The 16,204-nt window shown below is 65.0% G+C and carries 14 protein-coding genes; 6 read left to right on the top strand and 8 right to left on the bottom strand.

What is annotated here, in order from left to right; all coding sequences use genetic code 11:
- Positions 1-4 precede the first annotated feature (4 nt).
- Complete coding sequence (locus tag GB927_RS19395) at positions 5-1,495, bottom strand: leucyl aminopeptidase (RefSeq protein WP_256118855.1); 1,491 nt, start codon at positions 1,493-1,495, stop codon at positions 5-7.
- 269 nt (positions 1,496-1,764) lie between these two features.
- Here GB927_RS19395 and lptF point away from each other — a divergent pair, with 269 nt between their 5' ends.
- The 6 genes from lptF (at position 1,765) to rsmA (ending at position 9,343) form a co-directional block, all read left to right on the top strand.
- Positions 1,765-2,934, top strand: a complete 1,170-nt coding sequence (gene lptF, locus GB927_RS19390; protein WP_256118854.1) for an LPS export ABC transporter permease LptF — start codon at positions 1,765-1,767, stop codon at positions 2,932-2,934.
- Entirely contained in the window at positions 2,931-4,013 is a 1,083-nt protein-coding gene (lptG, locus tag GB927_RS19385; RefSeq protein WP_256118853.1) for an LPS export ABC transporter permease LptG, read from the top strand. Before lptF ends, lptG begins: the two co-directional genes overlap by 4 nt.
- Complete coding sequence (locus tag GB927_RS19380) at positions 4,013-6,349, top strand: LPS-assembly protein LptD (protein ID WP_256118852.1); 2,337 nt, start codon at positions 4,013-4,015, stop codon at positions 6,347-6,349. The genes lptG and GB927_RS19380 overlap by 1 nt, the downstream gene beginning before the upstream one ends.
- Before the next feature lie 146 nt (positions 6,350-6,495).
- Entirely contained in the window at positions 6,496-7,434 is a 939-nt protein-coding gene (locus GB927_RS19375) for a SurA N-terminal domain-containing protein (protein ID WP_256118851.1), read from the top strand.
- 59 nt (positions 7,435-7,493) lie between these two features.
- Positions 7,494-8,516: a 4-hydroxythreonine-4-phosphate dehydrogenase PdxA gene (gene pdxA, locus GB927_RS19370; protein ID WP_256118850.1), complete on the top strand. Its 1,023-nt coding sequence runs from the start codon at positions 7,494-7,496 to the stop codon at positions 8,514-8,516.
- Positions 8,516-9,343, top strand: a complete 828-nt coding sequence (gene rsmA, locus GB927_RS19365; RefSeq protein WP_256118849.1) for a 16S rRNA (adenine(1518)-N(6)/adenine(1519)-N(6))-dimethyltransferase RsmA — start codon at positions 8,516-8,518, stop codon at positions 9,341-9,343. Before pdxA ends, rsmA begins: the two co-directional genes overlap by 1 nt.
- Positions 9,344-9,537: 194 nt before the next feature.
- On the opposite strand, the gene gmk is transcribed toward rsmA, so the two are convergent.
- The 7 genes from gmk to fabD form a co-directional block, all read right to left on the bottom strand.
- On the bottom strand, positions 9,538-10,197 hold the full coding sequence (gene gmk / locus GB927_RS19360) for a guanylate kinase (protein ID WP_256118848.1): 660 nt from the start codon (positions 10,195-10,197) through the stop codon (positions 9,538-9,540).
- Between the two features lie 3 nt (positions 10,198-10,200).
- Positions 10,201-11,088 (bottom strand): YicC/YloC family endoribonuclease, encoded by an 888-nt coding sequence (locus GB927_RS19355; RefSeq protein ID WP_256118847.1) that lies wholly within the window; start codon positions 11,086-11,088, stop codon positions 10,201-10,203.
- A 180-nt stretch (positions 11,089-11,268) separates the two neighbouring features.
- A complete protein-coding gene (mltG, locus tag GB927_RS19350) occupies positions 11,269-12,450 on the bottom strand; it encodes an endolytic transglycosylase MltG (protein ID WP_256118846.1) in 1,182 nt (393 codons plus the stop codon).
- Positions 12,451-12,569: 119 nt separating this feature from the next.
- Positions 12,570-13,829 (bottom strand): beta-ketoacyl-ACP synthase II, encoded by a 1,260-nt coding sequence (gene fabF, locus GB927_RS19345; RefSeq protein ID WP_256118845.1) that lies wholly within the window; start codon positions 13,827-13,829, stop codon positions 12,570-12,572.
- Between the two features lie 109 nt (positions 13,830-13,938).
- A complete protein-coding gene (locus tag GB927_RS19340; protein WP_018327362.1) occupies positions 13,939-14,175 on the bottom strand; it encodes an acyl carrier protein in 237 nt (78 codons plus the stop codon).
- Positions 14,176-14,457: 282 nt separating this feature from the next.
- The gene (fabG, locus tag GB927_RS19335; RefSeq protein WP_256118844.1) at positions 14,458-15,195 is read right to left on the bottom strand and encodes a 3-oxoacyl-[acyl-carrier-protein] reductase; all 738 of its coding nucleotides are present in this window, start codon (positions 15,193-15,195) and stop codon (positions 14,458-14,460) included.
- 23 nt (positions 15,196-15,218) lie between these two features.
- Complete coding sequence (fabD, locus tag GB927_RS19330; RefSeq protein ID WP_256118843.1) at positions 15,219-16,163, bottom strand: ACP S-malonyltransferase; 945 nt, start codon at positions 16,161-16,163, stop codon at positions 15,219-15,221.
- Positions 16,164-16,204 lie beyond the last annotated feature (41 nt).

The raw sequence follows: 16,204 nt of genomic DNA, 5'->3' as shown, positions 1-16,204 counted from the left end.
CTCCTCAGCTTTCGTAATTCGCGCGCACCAGCTCGTCGAGCAGGCGCACGCCGAAGCCGGAACCCCAGGACTGGTTGATCTCGTCGGTCGGCGAGCCCATGGCTGTGCCGGCGATGTCGAGATGCGCCCAGGGCGTCTCCTTGACGAAGCGGTGCAGGAACTGCGCGGCGGTGATCGAGCCGGCATAACGGCCGCCGGTGTTCTTCATGTCGGCGAACTTGCTGTCGATCATCTTGTCGTATTCGCGGCCGAGCGGCATGCGCCACAGGCGCTCGTTCGTCGAGAGGCCGGCGGCGGTGAGGCGCGCGGCGAGCGTATCGTCGTTGGAGAACAGGCCGGCGTGATGGCTGCCGAGCGCCACCATGATCGCGCCGGTGAGCGTCGCGAGGTTGATCATGAACTGCGGCTTGAAGGTCTCGTTGCAATACCAGAGCGCATCGCACAAAACGAGGCGGCCTTCGGCATCCGTGTTGATGATCTCGATCGTCTGGCCGGACATGGACTTGACGATGTCGCCGGGGCGCTGGGCGTTGCCATCAGGCATGTTTTCCACAAGGCCGAGGATGCCGACGACGTTCGCCTTGGCCTTGCGGGCGGCGAGCGTGTGCATCAGGCCGATGACGGCGGCGGCACCGCCCATGTCGCCCTTCATGTCCTCCATGCCGGCGGCCGGCTTGATGGAAATGCCGCCCGTATCGAAGACGACGCCCTTGCCGATGAAAGCGACCGGCCGGTCCTTCTCCTTGCCGCCCTTCCAGTGCATGACGGCCAGGCGCGGCGGGCGTACGGAGCCCTGCGCCACGCCGAGCAGCGCGCCCATGCCGAGCCGCTTCATCTCGCGCTCGGTGAGGATTTCCACCTCGACGCCGAGCTTTTCGAGCGCCTTGGCCTTTTCGGCGAATTCGACCGGGCCGAGCACGTTGGCCGGCTCGTTGACGAGGTTGCGGGCGAGAATCACGCCCTCCGCGACGGCGTCGGACACGTCGTTTGCCTTCTTGGCGGCGCTGGCGGCGGCGGTGACGATCGTCACCTTGGCGGCCTTGCCGTTCTTGGCGTCGTCGTCGTCGCCCTTCTTCGTCTTGTAGATATCGAAGCTGTAGGCGCCGAGCTGCATGCCGAGCGCGAAATCGGCGGCGTTCTTCGCGGTGACGGTGGCGCCCGGCGCATCGAGGTAGATCGTCGCCTTGTCGGCGCGGCCGATCTTGCCGGCTGCGGCACCACCGGCTTTCAGCCAGTCGTGGGCGACGAGCTTGTCCGCCTCGCCGAGGCCGAGAACCAGGATGCGGTCGACGGGTGCGCCATGCGGCGCCAACACGTCGAGGGTCTTCAGCGCCTTGCCGGTGAATTTCGCCACGCCGGCGGCGCGGGTGACGATGCCTTCCGGATCGACCTCGCCGAGACCGGCCGCCGTCTGGTCGGCAATCTGCAGGAGGATCGCAAGACCGCCCGAGGCGCGTGCCGTCTTTGCGAAACCGATGTCGAATCTGGAAGCCATGACTTACTCCGAATCTGTGGCCGGCGGGCCTGTCGTCCGATAAGAGACGGCCGCCAATCTCATCAATTCCTTGTCGCTTTTGCGGCGCTTGGCAAGATGCGGCACCTTGTTTACAGATGGTTAGTCATGCTTGTTCGCCATAAATTTTCCTTGGCCGGAGAGACTCCCGGCTATGGCATCAGCCTGAAGAAAGCTTATATGCCCATGGCTGTTCCGAGGGGTGCCACCGCACAAAGCCGGAGCCGCCTGTCGGAAACGCGGACGAAACGATGAAATTGATCGAGCGCTATATCCTGCGGCGGGCGTCGCTCATGTTCGTCGCCACGCTCGTGCCCCTGCTCGGCATCGTCTGGGTCACGCAGGCGCTCGGCAGCATCAACCTCGTCACCGACAGCGGCCAGTCGATCTTCGCATTCCTGCGGCTCGCGACGCTCATTCTCCCCTCCGTCATCCCGATCATCCTGCCCTTCGCGCTCGTCATCGGCGTGTCGCAGACGCTGACGGTCATGAATGCCGATTCGGAGCTGACGGTGCTGAACTCCGCCGGGGCCTCGCGCATGACGATCATCCGGCCGGTCATGATTCTGGCCGTGGCGATGAGCCTCGTGTCCTTCGTCGTCGACAATTTCGCCGAACCCTATTCGCGCACCGCCGTGCGCAAGATGATCGCGACGGCGCATGCCGACATGCTCTCCTCCGTCGTGCAGGAGAACACCTTCCGCAAGATCACCGACGGCCTCTATGTGCAGGTTGCCGAGCGTCGCAATGGCGGCGTGCTGGAGGGCCTGTTCGTGGCCGATACGCGCGATCCGCGCTTCGAGCTCGTCTATTATGCCCGCGAGGGCGCGGTGGACGAAAACAGCTCGGCGCTGGTGATGAAGGACGGCGAGGTGCACCGCAAGCTGCCCGACGGCAACGTCTCGATCATCAAGTTCGATTCCTACGCCTTCGATCTCGCGGACCTGACGCAGAGTGTCGGCAAGACGAACATCCGCGCCAAGGACCGCGACCTCTTCTATCTGTTCGATCCCGACCCGAACGATCCGCAATACCAGCGCAATCCGGGCGCGTTCACCGCGGAAATCCACCGCCGTTTCACGGAATGGCTGTTCCCGGCCGTCTTCGGCCTCATCGCGCTCGTCGTCAGCGGCGATGCGCGCTCGCACCGCGAAGCCCGCGTGCATCCGATGATCACGGCGCTGCTCACCGCCCTCTTCGTGCGCTGGGCGAGCTTTTATGCGTCGAACAATGCGGAAGATTCCGCCTATTTCATACCGATCATGTATCTCATCCCCGGCGTCACCGCCGCACTGGCGATCCGCTATCTTGGACGCAACAAGAGCCTCGACATTCCCGTGACGCTCGGCGAGCGGTTGACCGAGCTTGGCAATCGATGGCGGGCAGGCCCGGCGTCGACCGGTGGGAGCGGCCAGCCATGATCCCCACACTGGGCTTCTATTTCTTCCGCCGCTATACGGTCACCACCGTCTGGTTCCTGCTCGGCATCTTCTCTTTGATCTTCATCATCGATTTCAGCGAAATGTCGAACCGCGTCGGCGCCCTGCCCGGCTATACGCTGACCAGCGGCCTGCTGGTCACGGCGTTGCGCATCCCGACGATCCTGATGCAGACCGTGCCATTCGTGGCGCTCTTTGCCGGCATGGCGTCGCTGATCTCGCTCAACCGGCGCTACGAGCTGGTCGTCACGCGGGCGGCGGGCATTTCGGTCTGGCAATTCCTGCGCCCCTTCATCATCGGCTCCTTCCTGTTCGGCGTGCTCGCCGTTCTCGCCATCAATCCGATCGCGGCCTGGAGCAGCAGGAAGGCCGTGGAGCTCGAAGCGAGCTGGGGTGCCGCCAACGCCTCGCGCACCGAAAACGCCGTGCCGTGGCTGCGCCAGATCTATGGCGACGACCAGGCGATCATCGGCGCCAAGGCGGTTCTCGACGAGGGCACGCGGCTGCTCAACGTCACCGTCATCCACTTCGATCCGGACGGCCGCATCGTGCTGCGCCAGGATGCCGATTCGGCAACCTTGGAAGATGGTTACTGGCTTCTTAAGAACGTGCACGAGACGCGCAACGGCGAGTTGCCGGTTCGTCTCGAAGAGGTACAGCTTCGTACCAACCTGAAACGGGAATTCGTCCAGGAGAGCCTCGAAAAGCCTGAATCCATTCCGTTTTTGAGCCTTGGGCGCAAGATCGAGGCGGCAAAGTCCTTCGGTTTCCCCACGGACGCGATGGAAACGCAGTTCCATTCCCTGCTCTCGCTGCCACTGCTCCTGGTTGCCATGACGCTGATCGCAGCCTGTGTATCATTGAAATTTAGCCGGTTTAATCAATCGCGTGCGGTGATTCTGGGTGGAATCCTGTCAGGCTTCATGCTTTATGTCGTCACCGTGCTTGTGAAAGCATTCGGAAGCAGCGGTGTTGTACCTCCGTTCGTTGCGGCCTGGCTCCCAGTGGTCGTCGCAATGTCGTTAGGGGCGACGATTCTTCTCCATCAGGAGGATGGCTAGTGGCGGCAGGCGACCGCAAAACGAATAGGTGGTTGAGAGCCGCCCTGCTTGCAGGTGCGGCCATGTGCGCCATCGTGCCCGCCTTCGCGCTCCCCGCCCGGGCGCAGGCACCCGACATCCAGTCGATGGAACCGAATATCCCGGACGACGCCAAGCTGCTTTTGGCGGCGAACGAGCTCGTCTATAACAATGACTCCGAAAAGGTGATCGCCCGCGGCGCGGTGCAGATCAACTACGGCGGCTACAAGCTCGTCGCGCGCCAGGTCGAATACAACCAGAAGACCGGCCGGCTGACCGCCTTCGGCAACATCGAACTCATCGAGCCGACGGGCAACCGCGTCTACGGCGAGCAGATGGACCTGTCGGACGATTTCGCCAACGGTTTCGTCAATGCGCTGCGCATCGAGACCACCGATCTCACCAAGCTGGCGGCGACCAGCGGCGAGCGCGTCAACGGCGAGGAAATGATCCTCAACCACGCCGTCTATACCGCCTGCACGCCCTGCGCCACGGACCCGACGCACCGCTCGCTCTGGCAGATCAAGGCCGAGCGCGTCGTGCAGAACGGCCGCACCAAGACGATCCGGCTTGAGCGCGCGCGCTTCGAGATGTTCGGCCGGCCGATTGCCTATATTCCCGTGCTGGAAGTGCCGGACCATACGGTGAAGCGCAAGAGCGGCTTCCTGTTCCCGCAGTTCAGCTACGAGCAGAAGCTCGGCCTCGGCATCACGACACCCTATTATTTCGCGATCGCGCCGGACATGGACGCGACGATCTCGCCGAGCGTCTTGACCCGTCAGGGTTTCCTCGTCGAGGCGGAGTTCCGCAAGCGCTTCCACAACGGCCAGATCACGCTGCGCGCCGCCGGCATCGACCAGTGGAACCCGGGCGTGTTTTCCGCAGGCACGAGCGACCGGCGCGACGATTTCCGCGGCATGGTCGCCTCCGAGGGCCGCTTCAAGATCAATCCCCGCTGGGCCTTCGGCTGGGATGTCATGGTGCAGAGCGACAACAACTTTTCGCGCACCTATGACCTGGACGGCCTGAGCGACCGCATTCATACCAATCAGGTCTATCTGACCGGTCTCGGACGCCGCAACATCTTCGACCTGCGCTCGTTCTATTTCGACGTGCAGGATGCCGATCCGCAGGACCGGCTGGAGCGCAAGCAGGCGATCGCCCAGACGCTCGACTACGAATATATCGCGCCGCAGCCGGTCCTCGGCGGCGAGCTGTCGATCACGACGAACATCACCAATATCGAGCGCGACCTCTCCGACCGATACAGCGTTCGCGGCAATGAACGCTTCCGCGGGCTTGCCGGCGGCACGACGCGGCTGACCAGCGAACTCGAATGGAAGCGCCAGTTCGTCGTACCGGGCGGCCTCGTGCTGACGCCCCTGCTCGCGGCCCGCGGCGATATCCACCGCCTCGACATGAACGACCCCGGCCTCGCCTATGCCGGCATCTACGAGGACGACAGCAGCGCGACCCGCTCGATGCTGACCGCCGGCCTCGAGGCGCGCTACCCGATCCTGGCGACGACCGACACCAGCACCCACCTCTTCGAGCCGATCGCGCAGATCTACCTGCGCCCGGACGAAGACTATCCGGGCGGGCTGCCGAACGAAGACGCGCAGAGCTTCGTCTTCGACGCGACGAACCTCTTCGAGCGCGACAAGTTCTCCGGCTTCGACCGCATCGAGGGCGGCTCGCGCGCCAATATCGGCCTGCGTTACACCGGCACCTTCGACAATGGCGTGCGCCTGCGCTCGATCGTCGGCCAGTCGTTCCATCTCGGCGGCGTCAATTCCTTCGCGACGCCGGACCTCGTGAATGCCGGTGCCAATTCCGGCCTCGAACGGGATACGTCGGACTATGTCGGCATGGCCGGCTTCGACCTGCCGAACGGCCTTTCGGTCGCCCACAGCGCCCGCCTCGACAAGAACGACCTGTCGCTGCGCCGCTCGGACACGTCGGTGCGCTTCGATGGCGCCCGCTTCGAGACCGAGGTTACCTATACGCGCATCGCCGCGCAGCCGCTTTACGGCCTGGCGGAGAATGCCAGCGAAATCCAGAGCGCCGCGGCGTTTAAGTTCGAGAACTACTGGTCGGTGTTCGGGTCGCTGACCTACGACATCAACCGCCAGAGCCTGTCGCGCAACGGCTTCGGCTTCTCCTACGACGATCGCGACACGGTCTTCTCGGTCGTCTACGAGCAGACGCGCGACAAGTCCGGCACGACGGCGAACGACTGGTCGATCGGTGCGCGGCTGATGTTCCGCACGCTCGGCGACATCAATGTCGGCGATACGACGCTGACGGGCTTCGAATAGGCCGCGCGGCCGCTCTTGTCATCGTTTGGCCGCATGTATTATGCACATCCGGGAGAGCGCCCGCTGGTGAACGCCTTCCGCATGGGAGGCGCGCCCGCACGGATGAAACCGGTGGACGCGGCAATGGGTTTGGGAAAGGGACTGGCATGATGGGCAGACAATCTCTGGTGCGCTCCATGATGATGGGCGTGGCACTTGCCGCCGCCGTGACGATCGCGGCCCCGGTCGGCACCGTTCAGGCGGCAAGCTCCGTCGTGGCTGTCGTCAACAACATGCCGGTGACATCCGGCGAGATCGAGCGCCGCGCCGCCTTCCTCAGGCTGCAGCGCGCCAAGGGCAACCTGCGCGCCATGGCCCGCGAGCAGATGATCGAGGACGCGCTGAAGCGCACGGAAATCCTGCGCGTGCGCAACTCCGTCAGCAGCTCCGACGTCGAAGCCGCCTATGCGCGTTTTGCCTCTTCGAACAAGATGACGACCCAGCAGCTTGGCCAGGTCCTCGACCGCGCCGGCGTCGGCGTCGAACACTTCAAGCAATATATCGCCGTGCAGATGAGCTGGCCGCGCGTGGTCAACGCCCGTTACAGCGGCACCGCCACCGGCAAGACGCTCGTCGAGCGCATGCAGGCAAACGGTGGCAAGAAGCCGGTGACGACGGAATATTTCCTCAAGCAGGTCATCTTCGTCGTGCCGGAAAAGCGCCGCAACGCCATTCTCGGCAAGCGCAAGGCGGAAGCGGAAGCCTCGCGCTCGAAATTCCCGGGCTGCGACCAGGCCAAGGTTTTCGCCGCCACGATGCTCGATGTCTCGATCCGCGACCTCGGCCGCGTGCTCGCGCCGGAAATGCCGGAAGACTGGAAACCGCTCATCGAGAAGGCCGACGGCCTGACGACCGGCACGCGCGTCACCGAACGCGGCGTGGAATATCTCGCGATCTGCAAGAAGCGTGAAGTCAACGACGACGTGGCCGCCGAAATGGTGTTCCGCGCGGAAGACCTCGCCAAGTCGAACGGCAACGAGAACGACGAGAACAGCAAGAAGTACCTCGCCGAACTGCGCAAGAAGGCGACGATCACCGAACGCTGATGTCTCGGCCGTAAGCTTCCGGCCGGTCCGCTCTCTCCAACCCGCTGACGGCAGGTCCCATGACGACGACGAACATTCCTCCGCTGGCGCTCACCATGGGCGATCCGGCGGGGATCGGGCCGGATATCACGCTCGCGCTGTGGTCGGCCCGCAAGACGCTTTCCCTGCCGCCCTTCCTGTTCATCGGCGATGCCCGCGTTCTGTGCGAGCGCGCCGCCTTGCTCGGCCTCGACGTCGCTATTGCTGCGGCGGAGCCGGAGACGGCAGCCGCCCTCTTCCCCGATGCCCTTCCGGTTCTTGCCTGTGACTGCGCCGCCGCCGTCGCGCCCGGTGCGCCCAGCTCACAGAATGCCGCCGCCATCACCGGCGCGATCGAGACGGCGGTCGCGCTCACATTTGCCGGGCGCACATCGGCCGTCGTGACGAACCCGATCGCCAAGGCCGTGCTCTACGATGCCGGCTTCGGTTTCCCCGGCCATACGGAATTCCTCGCCGACATCGCGGCCAAAGCCACCGGCAAGCCCGCCCTGCCCGTCATGCTGCTTGCCGGACCGAAGCTGCGCAGCGTGCCCGTGACGATCCACATCCCGCTGAAGGATGTTCCCGCGGCGCTGACGGAGGAGCTGATCGTCGAGACCGCCGTCATCACCGAACGGGATCTGCGCCAGCGCTTCGGTATTGCGCGCCCGCGCCTTGCCATTGCCGGCCTCAACCCGCATGCGGGCGAAGGCGGGGCGCTCGGCCTGGAGGACGACGCGATCGTGCGCCCGGCCGTGGAGCGGCTGAAGGCCGCCGGCATCGACGCCGTCGGGCCACTGCCCGCCGATACGATGTTCCACGATGCCGCGCGGGCCACCTATGACGTGGCGCTCTGCATGTATCACGACCAGGCGCTCATCCCCGCCAAGGCGCTCGGCTTCGACGATTCCGTCAATGCGACGCTCGGCCTGCCCTTCATCCGCACCTCGCCGGATCATGGCACCGCCTTCGCCATCGCCGGCAAGGGCATCGCCAGGCCGGACAGCCTGCTGGCGGCGCTGCGGCTCGCCTACGACCTCGCCATGCACGAAAGGACCGCGTGATGGCGGCACTAGACGGACTGCCGCCGCTGCGCGACGTCATCCAGCGCCATGGGCTCGACGCGAAGAAGGCGCTCGGCCAGAATTTCCTGCTCGACCTCAACCTGACCCAGAAGATCGCCCGCACCGCCGGCCCCATCGAGGACCACACGGTTATCGAGGTCGGCCCGGGACCGGGCGGCCTGACGCGCGCCATCCTCGCGCTCGGCGCCAGGCGCGTGATCGCCATCGAGCGCGACGCGCGCTGCCTGCCGGCGCTTGCGGAAGTATCCGATCATTATCCGGGCCGTCTGACGGTCATCGAAGGCGACGCGCTGAAGACCGATTTCGAGGCGCTGGCGCCCGGCGAGCCGGTGCGCATCATCGCAAACCTGCCCTACAATGTCGGCACGCAACTGCTCGTCAACTGGCTCCTGCCGAAGGCCTGGCCGCCGTTCTGGGATTCGCTGACGCTGATGTTCCAGCGCGAAGTGGGCCTGCGCATCGTGGCGGATGAAAACGACGACCATTACGGCCGGCTCGGCGTGCTTTGCGGCTGGCGCACCGGCGCCCGCATGGCCTTCGACGTGCCACCCCAGGCCTTCACGCCCCCGCCGAAGGTGACCTCCACCGTCGTGCATCTGGAGCCCATCGCCAACCCGCTGCCCTGCGACGTCGCGAAGCTGGAGCGCGTCACCCACGCCGCCTTCGGCCAACGCCGCAAGATGCTGCGCCAGAGCGTCAAATCGCTCGGCGGCGAGGCGCTGCTGGCCCGCGCGGAGATCGACCCGCAGCGGCGGGCGGAGACGTTGAGCGTGGAAGAATTCGTGCGGCTGGCGAACGCGCTCTGAGGTCGCTCGTAGCTACCCCCCTCTGCCCTGCCGGGCATCTCCCCCTCAAGGGGGGAGATTGGATGGGGCACCGTTTCGCCTATCTCCAGCGTTGCTGATTGTGCAAGATTTTCGCCTCTTGCCGATCTCCCCCCTTGAGGGGGAGATGCCCGGCAGGGCAGAGGGGGGTATCGCTCCGCCGGCTTTGCTACCGCCTAAAGAACCGGCTTCTCCGTCACCAGCTTCGTCACGAACTCGAACAGCCCATGCCGTCGGTCGCGGCGCAGGCGTTCGGCCTTCACGATGCTCTGCACCGCGTCGAAGGCGACGGAGAGGTCGTCGTTGAGGATGACGTAATCGTATTCGCGCCAGTGCTCGATTTCCGCGCAGGAATTGGCAAGCCGCGTCTGGATGACCTCTTCGGTATCCTCGGCGCGGCGATGCAGACGCGATTGCAGCTCGGTCATCGAGGGCGGCAGGATGAAGATCGAGACGACGTCGGCCGGCATCTTTTCCTGGAGCTGCTGGGCGCCTTGCCAGTCGATGTCGAACAGCATGTCGCGGCCGACGGACATCGCCTCTTCCACCGGCTCGCGCGGCGTGCCGTAGAAATTGCCGTGCACCTCGGCCCATTCGAGCAGCGCATCGCTGTCGCGCAGGCGTTCAAATTCCTTGTGGTTGATGAAATGATAGTGCCGGCCGGCGATTTCGCTCGCGCGGCGCTGGCGCGTGGTGACGCTGACCGACAGGCTGAGACCCGGATCGGCCTCCAGCAGGTTGCGCGCGATTGTCGACTTGCCGGCGCCCGATGGCGAGGAGATGACGAGCATGAGCCCGCGGCGTTCGATTTGGATATGTTTCGACGGCTCGGCCATGGCCTACTCCAGATTCTGGACCTGTTCCCTGAACTGATCGATGACGACCTTCAGCTCGATACCTGCAGCCGTTACAGCAGCGGCGTTCGACTTGGAACAGATCGTATTCGATTCCCGGTTAAATTCCTGTGCGAGAAAATCGAGCTTGCGGCCGACCGGCCCGCCCTGCGCCAGAAGTTCGCGCGCGGCCGCGACATGCGCCTTCAACCGGTCGATCTCCTCGCGCAAATCCGCCTTGGTGGCGATAAGGGCGGCCTCCTGGTGCAGCCGGTCGCGATCGAGCGCCGTCGTGCCCTGCATGAGCAGCGCCACCTGCCCCGAAAGCCGCTCGGCAATCGCCGCGACGCTGCGCGACGGATCGGCCTCCACCACGGCGGTCAGCGCCTCGATGCGGGCGACCTGGCCGAGCAGCACGCCGGCAAGCGCCGTGCCCTCGCTCGCGCGCATGTCGGCAAGACAGCGGATCGCCTCGGCAAAGCCCGCGCGGATATCGCCGTCGCGCGCCATGCGCTCCGTCTCGCTCTCCTCGGCCTCGCGGAAATCGACGATGCCGCGCACCGCCAGCAGCGTGTCGAGCTTGAGGGGGGCGGGATCGACGATGCCGGCAAGCTGGTCGCGCAGCGCCAGCACGGCGGAGAGCGCGCCCTGGTTCACCACCGCCTCGATCTGCGGCTCGCTGACGCTGACGGCAAGGCCGATCTGGAGATTGCCGCGCGAAAACGCCTCGCCGGCCACGCGCCGCACATCGGCCTCCATGGCCTCGAAACCGGGTGGTATGCGGAGCCGGAGGTCGAGGCCCTTGCCGTTGACCGAGCGCAGCTCCCACGCCCAGCGGGTGCGCCCGCTGGTTCCCTCGACCCGCGCAAAGCCGGTCATCGATTGCAATGTCATGTCGTCCTCCCCTGGCGCCCGCCGGGGTTCGCCAACAGCTGCGCCGAAACCGCGCGAGGGGCCTCGCACGGAATCACGCGCTCAAAGTGAAGCAGTTTGCCGGGGTTGGAAACGGCCAAGCCGGCGGATCGCGTGGCGATCCACATCAAAGGCAGCGCCCGGTCGCCCACCGGCCTCCTTTTACTGGGAGCCGGCCGCTTCCGCCTCTTTCGCAGCCTCTGCCGCCTTCTCCGCTTCCAGCTTGCGCCAGCGGCGGACGTTCTGGTTGTGCTCGTCGAGCGTCTCGGCAAAGACGTGCCCGCCGGTGCCGTCTGCGACAAAGTAGAGGTCCGGGGTGCGCGACGGGTTTGCCACGGCTTCGAGCGCCGCGCGGCCGGGATTGGCGATCGGCGTCGGCGGCAGGCCCTTGATGATGTAGGTGTTGAACGGCGTCTGCTTTTCGAGATCCGACTGGAAGATCGGGCGGTCCGCCGGCTTACCGTCGCCGCCGAAGATGCCGTAGATGATCGTCGGGTCGGATTGCAGGCGCATGCCCTTCTCCAGCCGGTTCAGGAAGACCGAGGCGACGCGCGGGCGCTCGTCGGCCCTGCCCGTCTCCTTCTCGACGATCGAGGCGAGTGTCACGAATTCCTCGCGCGTGGCGACCGGCAGGTCGTCGTCGCGGCGCTCCCAGATCTGGTCGATCAGCGCCTTCTGCGCGTCCTGCATCTGATGCAGGATATCGGCACGCTTGGTGCCGCGCGAGAACTTGTAGGTATCGGGCATCAGCGAGCCTTCGGCCGGAAGCTCGGCCGGCAGATCGCCTTCGAGCACCGGATCGTCGGTCAAGCGCTTGAACACCTGCTTGACCGTAAGCCCCTCCGGCACGGAGACGGAATAGAGGATCGACTTGCCGGATTTCAGGAGTTCGACGATCTCGCGCATCGTGGCGCCGGCCTTGATCTCGTATTCGCCGGCCTTCAGCGTGTCACCGTCGAGATAGACGCGCGAAAGCACGCGGAAGACGCGGCTGTCGCTGATGACATTGTTGCGTTCGAGATTGGCCGCGATCTCGTTCGTGCCGGCGCCGGCGCGCACGATGAAGTTCGTGTTGGCGGTGAGCGGACCCGGTTCCTCGTAGCTCTTCACGCCGTAATAGAACACGCCGATGCCGATGATCGAGGCGAAGACGACCACGGTCATGACAAAATTCAGGAAGATGACGATCTGGCTGCGGGCCTTGCGCGAGCGCTTTCGGCTCGGCGGCTGCGGCACCTGTTCCGGCCGAAGGGCCTCGCTGGCGGACTTGGGAATGATGCGCGGCTGGCCGGATGCCTCGCCGCGGCCAAACTGCGTCTCGCCGGAATCGTTCGTGTCGCTCACGGACTGTCCTCATGTTCGGGCATTGCTCGACGTCTTCCAACAGAGCAATACGGCAAAAGCAGGATCGACCCCGCTCTTCGCATTCGGGTGTGTGGCGTGCCGGGTTTTTATCCCCGGAATCAGGCGTATCGCTTCAAAACGATGGACGCATTCGTTCCGCCGAAGCCGAACGAGTTGGACAGCGCCACGTTGATCTCGCGTTTGCGCGCCTTGTGCGGCACCAGGTCGATCGCCGTCTCGACGTCGGGATTGTCGAGGTTCAGCGTCGGCGGCGCGATGTTGTCGCGGATCGCCAGCGCCGTGAAGATCGCCTCGACCGCACCGGCGGCACCGAGCAGATGCCCGATCGCCGACTTGGTGGACGACATGGAGACGCGGGGGGCAGAATCGCCGACCAGGCGCTCGACGGCGCCGAGCTCGATCGTGTCGGCCATGGTGGAGGTGCCGTGCGCGTTGATGTAGTCGAGCTCGCTTGCCGGAATGCCGGCGCGCTTCAACGCCATCTGCATGCAGCGATAGGCGCCGTCGCCGTCTTCGGCCGGTGCCGTGATGTGGAAGGCGTCGCCGGACAGACCGTAGCCGACGACTTCCGCATAGATCTTCGCGCCGCGCGCCTTGGCGTGTTCCAGCTCTTCCAGGATGACGACGCCGGCGCCCTCGCCCATGACGAAGCCGTCGCGGTCACGGTCATAGGGCCGCGAGGCTGCGGTCGGGTCGTCGTTGCGCTCGGTCGAGAGCGCCTTGCAGGCGGCAAAGCCTGCGAGCGCGATGCGGCAGATCGGCGATTCGGCGCCGCCCGCCACCATGACGTCGGCGTCGCCGAGCGCGATCAGGCGGCTGGCATCGCCGATGGCGTGCGCGCCGGTCGAACAGGCCGTGACGACGGAATGATTGGGGCCGCGCAGCTTGTGCTTGATCGAGACCTGGCCGGAGGCAAGGTTGATCAGGCGGCCGGGAATGAAGAAGGGCGAGACGCGGCGCGGACCCTTGTCGCGGAGCGTATAGCCGGCCTCGACGATGCCTTCGAGGCCGCCGATGCCGGAGCCGATGAGCACGCCGGTCGCGATCTGGTCTTCGTTGGTCTTGGGATGCCAGCCGGCGTCGGCAAGCGCCATGTCGGCGGCAGCGACGGCGTAGACGATGAAGGGATCGACCTTGCGGCGTTCCTTCTGCTCCATCCACTGGTCAGGATTGTAGGTGCCATCGGTGCCATCACCCAGCGGGATGGAACAGGCAATCTTTGCGGGAAGGTCATCGACCTCGAAAGTGGTGACCCTGGCTGCGCCGCTACGGCCTTCAAGAAGCCTGGTCCAGCTGATTTCAGTGCCACAGCCGAGCGGGGATACCATGCCGGTCCCCGTGATAACGACACGCCTCATCGTTCGTGATCCACCCTACCTGCTTTTATCTTTATCGCCTCGACGAGGAGGTGCGGCCTCCCATGGGAGACCGGGACGGGCCGCACAAAGCGGCCCGCCGGAAGTCAGATCAGGCCTGGGCCTTCTCGATGAACTTGACCGCGTCGCCGACCGTCAGGATCGAGTCAGCAGCATCGTCCGGGATCTCGACGCCGAATTCTTCTTCGAACGCCATGACCAGTTCGACGGTGTCGAGCGAGTCCGCGCCAAGATCATCGATGAAGCTTGCGCCTTCGCTGACCTTTTCGGCGTCAACACCCAGATGATCAATGACAATTTTCTTTACGCGTTCTGCTACGTCGCTCATGTCGGATTCCTCGACCTTTGTTTTTGATCGGCGCCTGTCACGGCACCGGACACTCAACACGCCCGATGTGCCTCAAGAACACATCCGGCAATCCCTTCAACCGGCAATGCGGCATTGGCGATACTGTTTTGTACCGCCTGAACGCGCAGGCATTTCACGGTCGACTGCTGACAGTCATGGCCCGATTAACACGGTTTATGTCTGTCGCAAAGTGCGAAAATGGCTGGGGCTCCGGCGGTCAACATGCAATTTCAGCTGGTTGACCGGGCGCTTTGCCCCTTGTCAGATCATCGCCATGCCACCGTTCACATGCAGCGTCTGGCCTGTCATGTAGGAGGCTTCCGACGAGGCAAGGAAGGCCACGGCGGAGGCGACTTCCGCCCCGGTGCCCATGCGCTTCATCGGGATGGCGCCCATGATGGCGTCCTTCTGCTTGTCGTTCAGCTTGCCGGTCATCGCACTTTCGATGAAGCCGGGGGCGACGCAGTTGACCGTCACGTTGCGGGTCGCGATCTCGGCGGCCAGCGACTTGGTGAAGCCGATCATGCCGGCCTTGGCGGCGCAATAGTTCGCCTGGCCCGGATTACCGGTGACGCCGACGACGGAGGTGATGTTGATGATGCGGCCATACCGGCGGCGCATCATCGGGTGGGTGAGCTCGCGTGTCAGGCGGAAGACCGCCGTCAGGTTCACTTCGAGAACCGCATCCCAGTCGTCGTCGCTCATGCGCACGAACAGGCCGTCCTTGGTGATGCCGGCATTGTTGACGAGGATGTCGACGCCGCCGAGCTCGGCTTCCGCCTTCTCGCCCAGCGCCTTTACTTCAGCGCGGTCGGAAAGGTTTGCCGGAAAGATATGGACGCGCTCGCCAAGCTCGTTGGCAAGCGTTTCCAGCTTCTCGACGCGCGTGCCGTGCAGGCCGACGATGGCGCCCTGGGCGTGGAGGATGCGGGCGATCTCTTCGCCGATGCCGCCGGACGCGCCGGTAACGAGGGCCTTGCGGCCGGTAAGATCAAGCATGGTTTCGCTCCTTTAAAGAGAGATCAGCCGATGAGCGCGGCGAGCGCGCTGTCGATATCGGCGGGGGTGTTGATGGCGATGCCGGTGACGGACTTGTCGATGCGGCGTGCGAGGCCGGTCAGGACCTTGCCGGAGCCCACTTCATAAAGCGTGGTGACGTCGTTCTTCGCGAACCATTCGACCGTCTCGCGCCATCGCACCTGGCCGGTGACCTGCTCGACGAGCAGGCGGATGATTTCCTGGGGATCGCTGACCGGGGCCGCACGCACGTTGGCGACGACCGGCACGACCGGGGCCTTGGCCGCAACGCCGGCGAGCGCCTCGCGCATGGCGTCGGCGGCGGGCGCCATCAGGGCCGAATGGAAGGGGGCGGAGACGGTGAGCATCAGCGCACGCTTGGCGCCCTTCTCCGTCGCGAGCCGGGCCGCGACTTCGACGGCGGGCTTGGAGCCGGAGATGACGAGCTGGCCGCCGCCATTGTCATTGGCGATCTGGCAGCTACCGCCCTTGGAGGCTTCCTGGCAGACCGCTTCCACATCCGCCTGCTCCAGACCAATGATCGCCGCCATGGCGCCCTCGCCCACCGGCACGGCCGACTGCATGGCATTGCCGCGGATGCGCAGGAGGCGCGCAGTATCGGCCAGCGAGAAAGTGCCGGCGGCACAGAGCGCGGAATATTCGCCGAGCGAATGGCCGGCGACATAGGAGACCTGATCCTTCAGCGACAGGCCGCGCGCTTCCAGCACGCGCATGACGGCGATCGAGACGGCCATCAGCGCAGGCTGGGCGTTCGCCGTCAGCGTCAGCGTCTCTTCCGGTCCCTCGAACATGATGGCGGAAAGGTTCTGGCCGAGGGCCTCGTCGACTTCCGCGAAAACGGCGCGCGCTTCCGGGAAGGTTTCGGCGAGATCCTTGCCCATGCCGACGGCCTGGCTGCCCTGGCCGGGGAAGGTGAATGCTACGCTCATCGGGGGTCTCCCATCTTATGTTTTCTTTTCCATTCACATTC

Origin of the sequence: Shinella lacus, assembly GCF_010994755.1 — a bacterium.
Classification (GTDB): domain Bacteria; phylum Pseudomonadota; class Alphaproteobacteria; order Rhizobiales; family Rhizobiaceae; genus Shinella; species Shinella lacus.
This window is presented reverse-complemented; position numbering and strand designations above follow the sequence as displayed.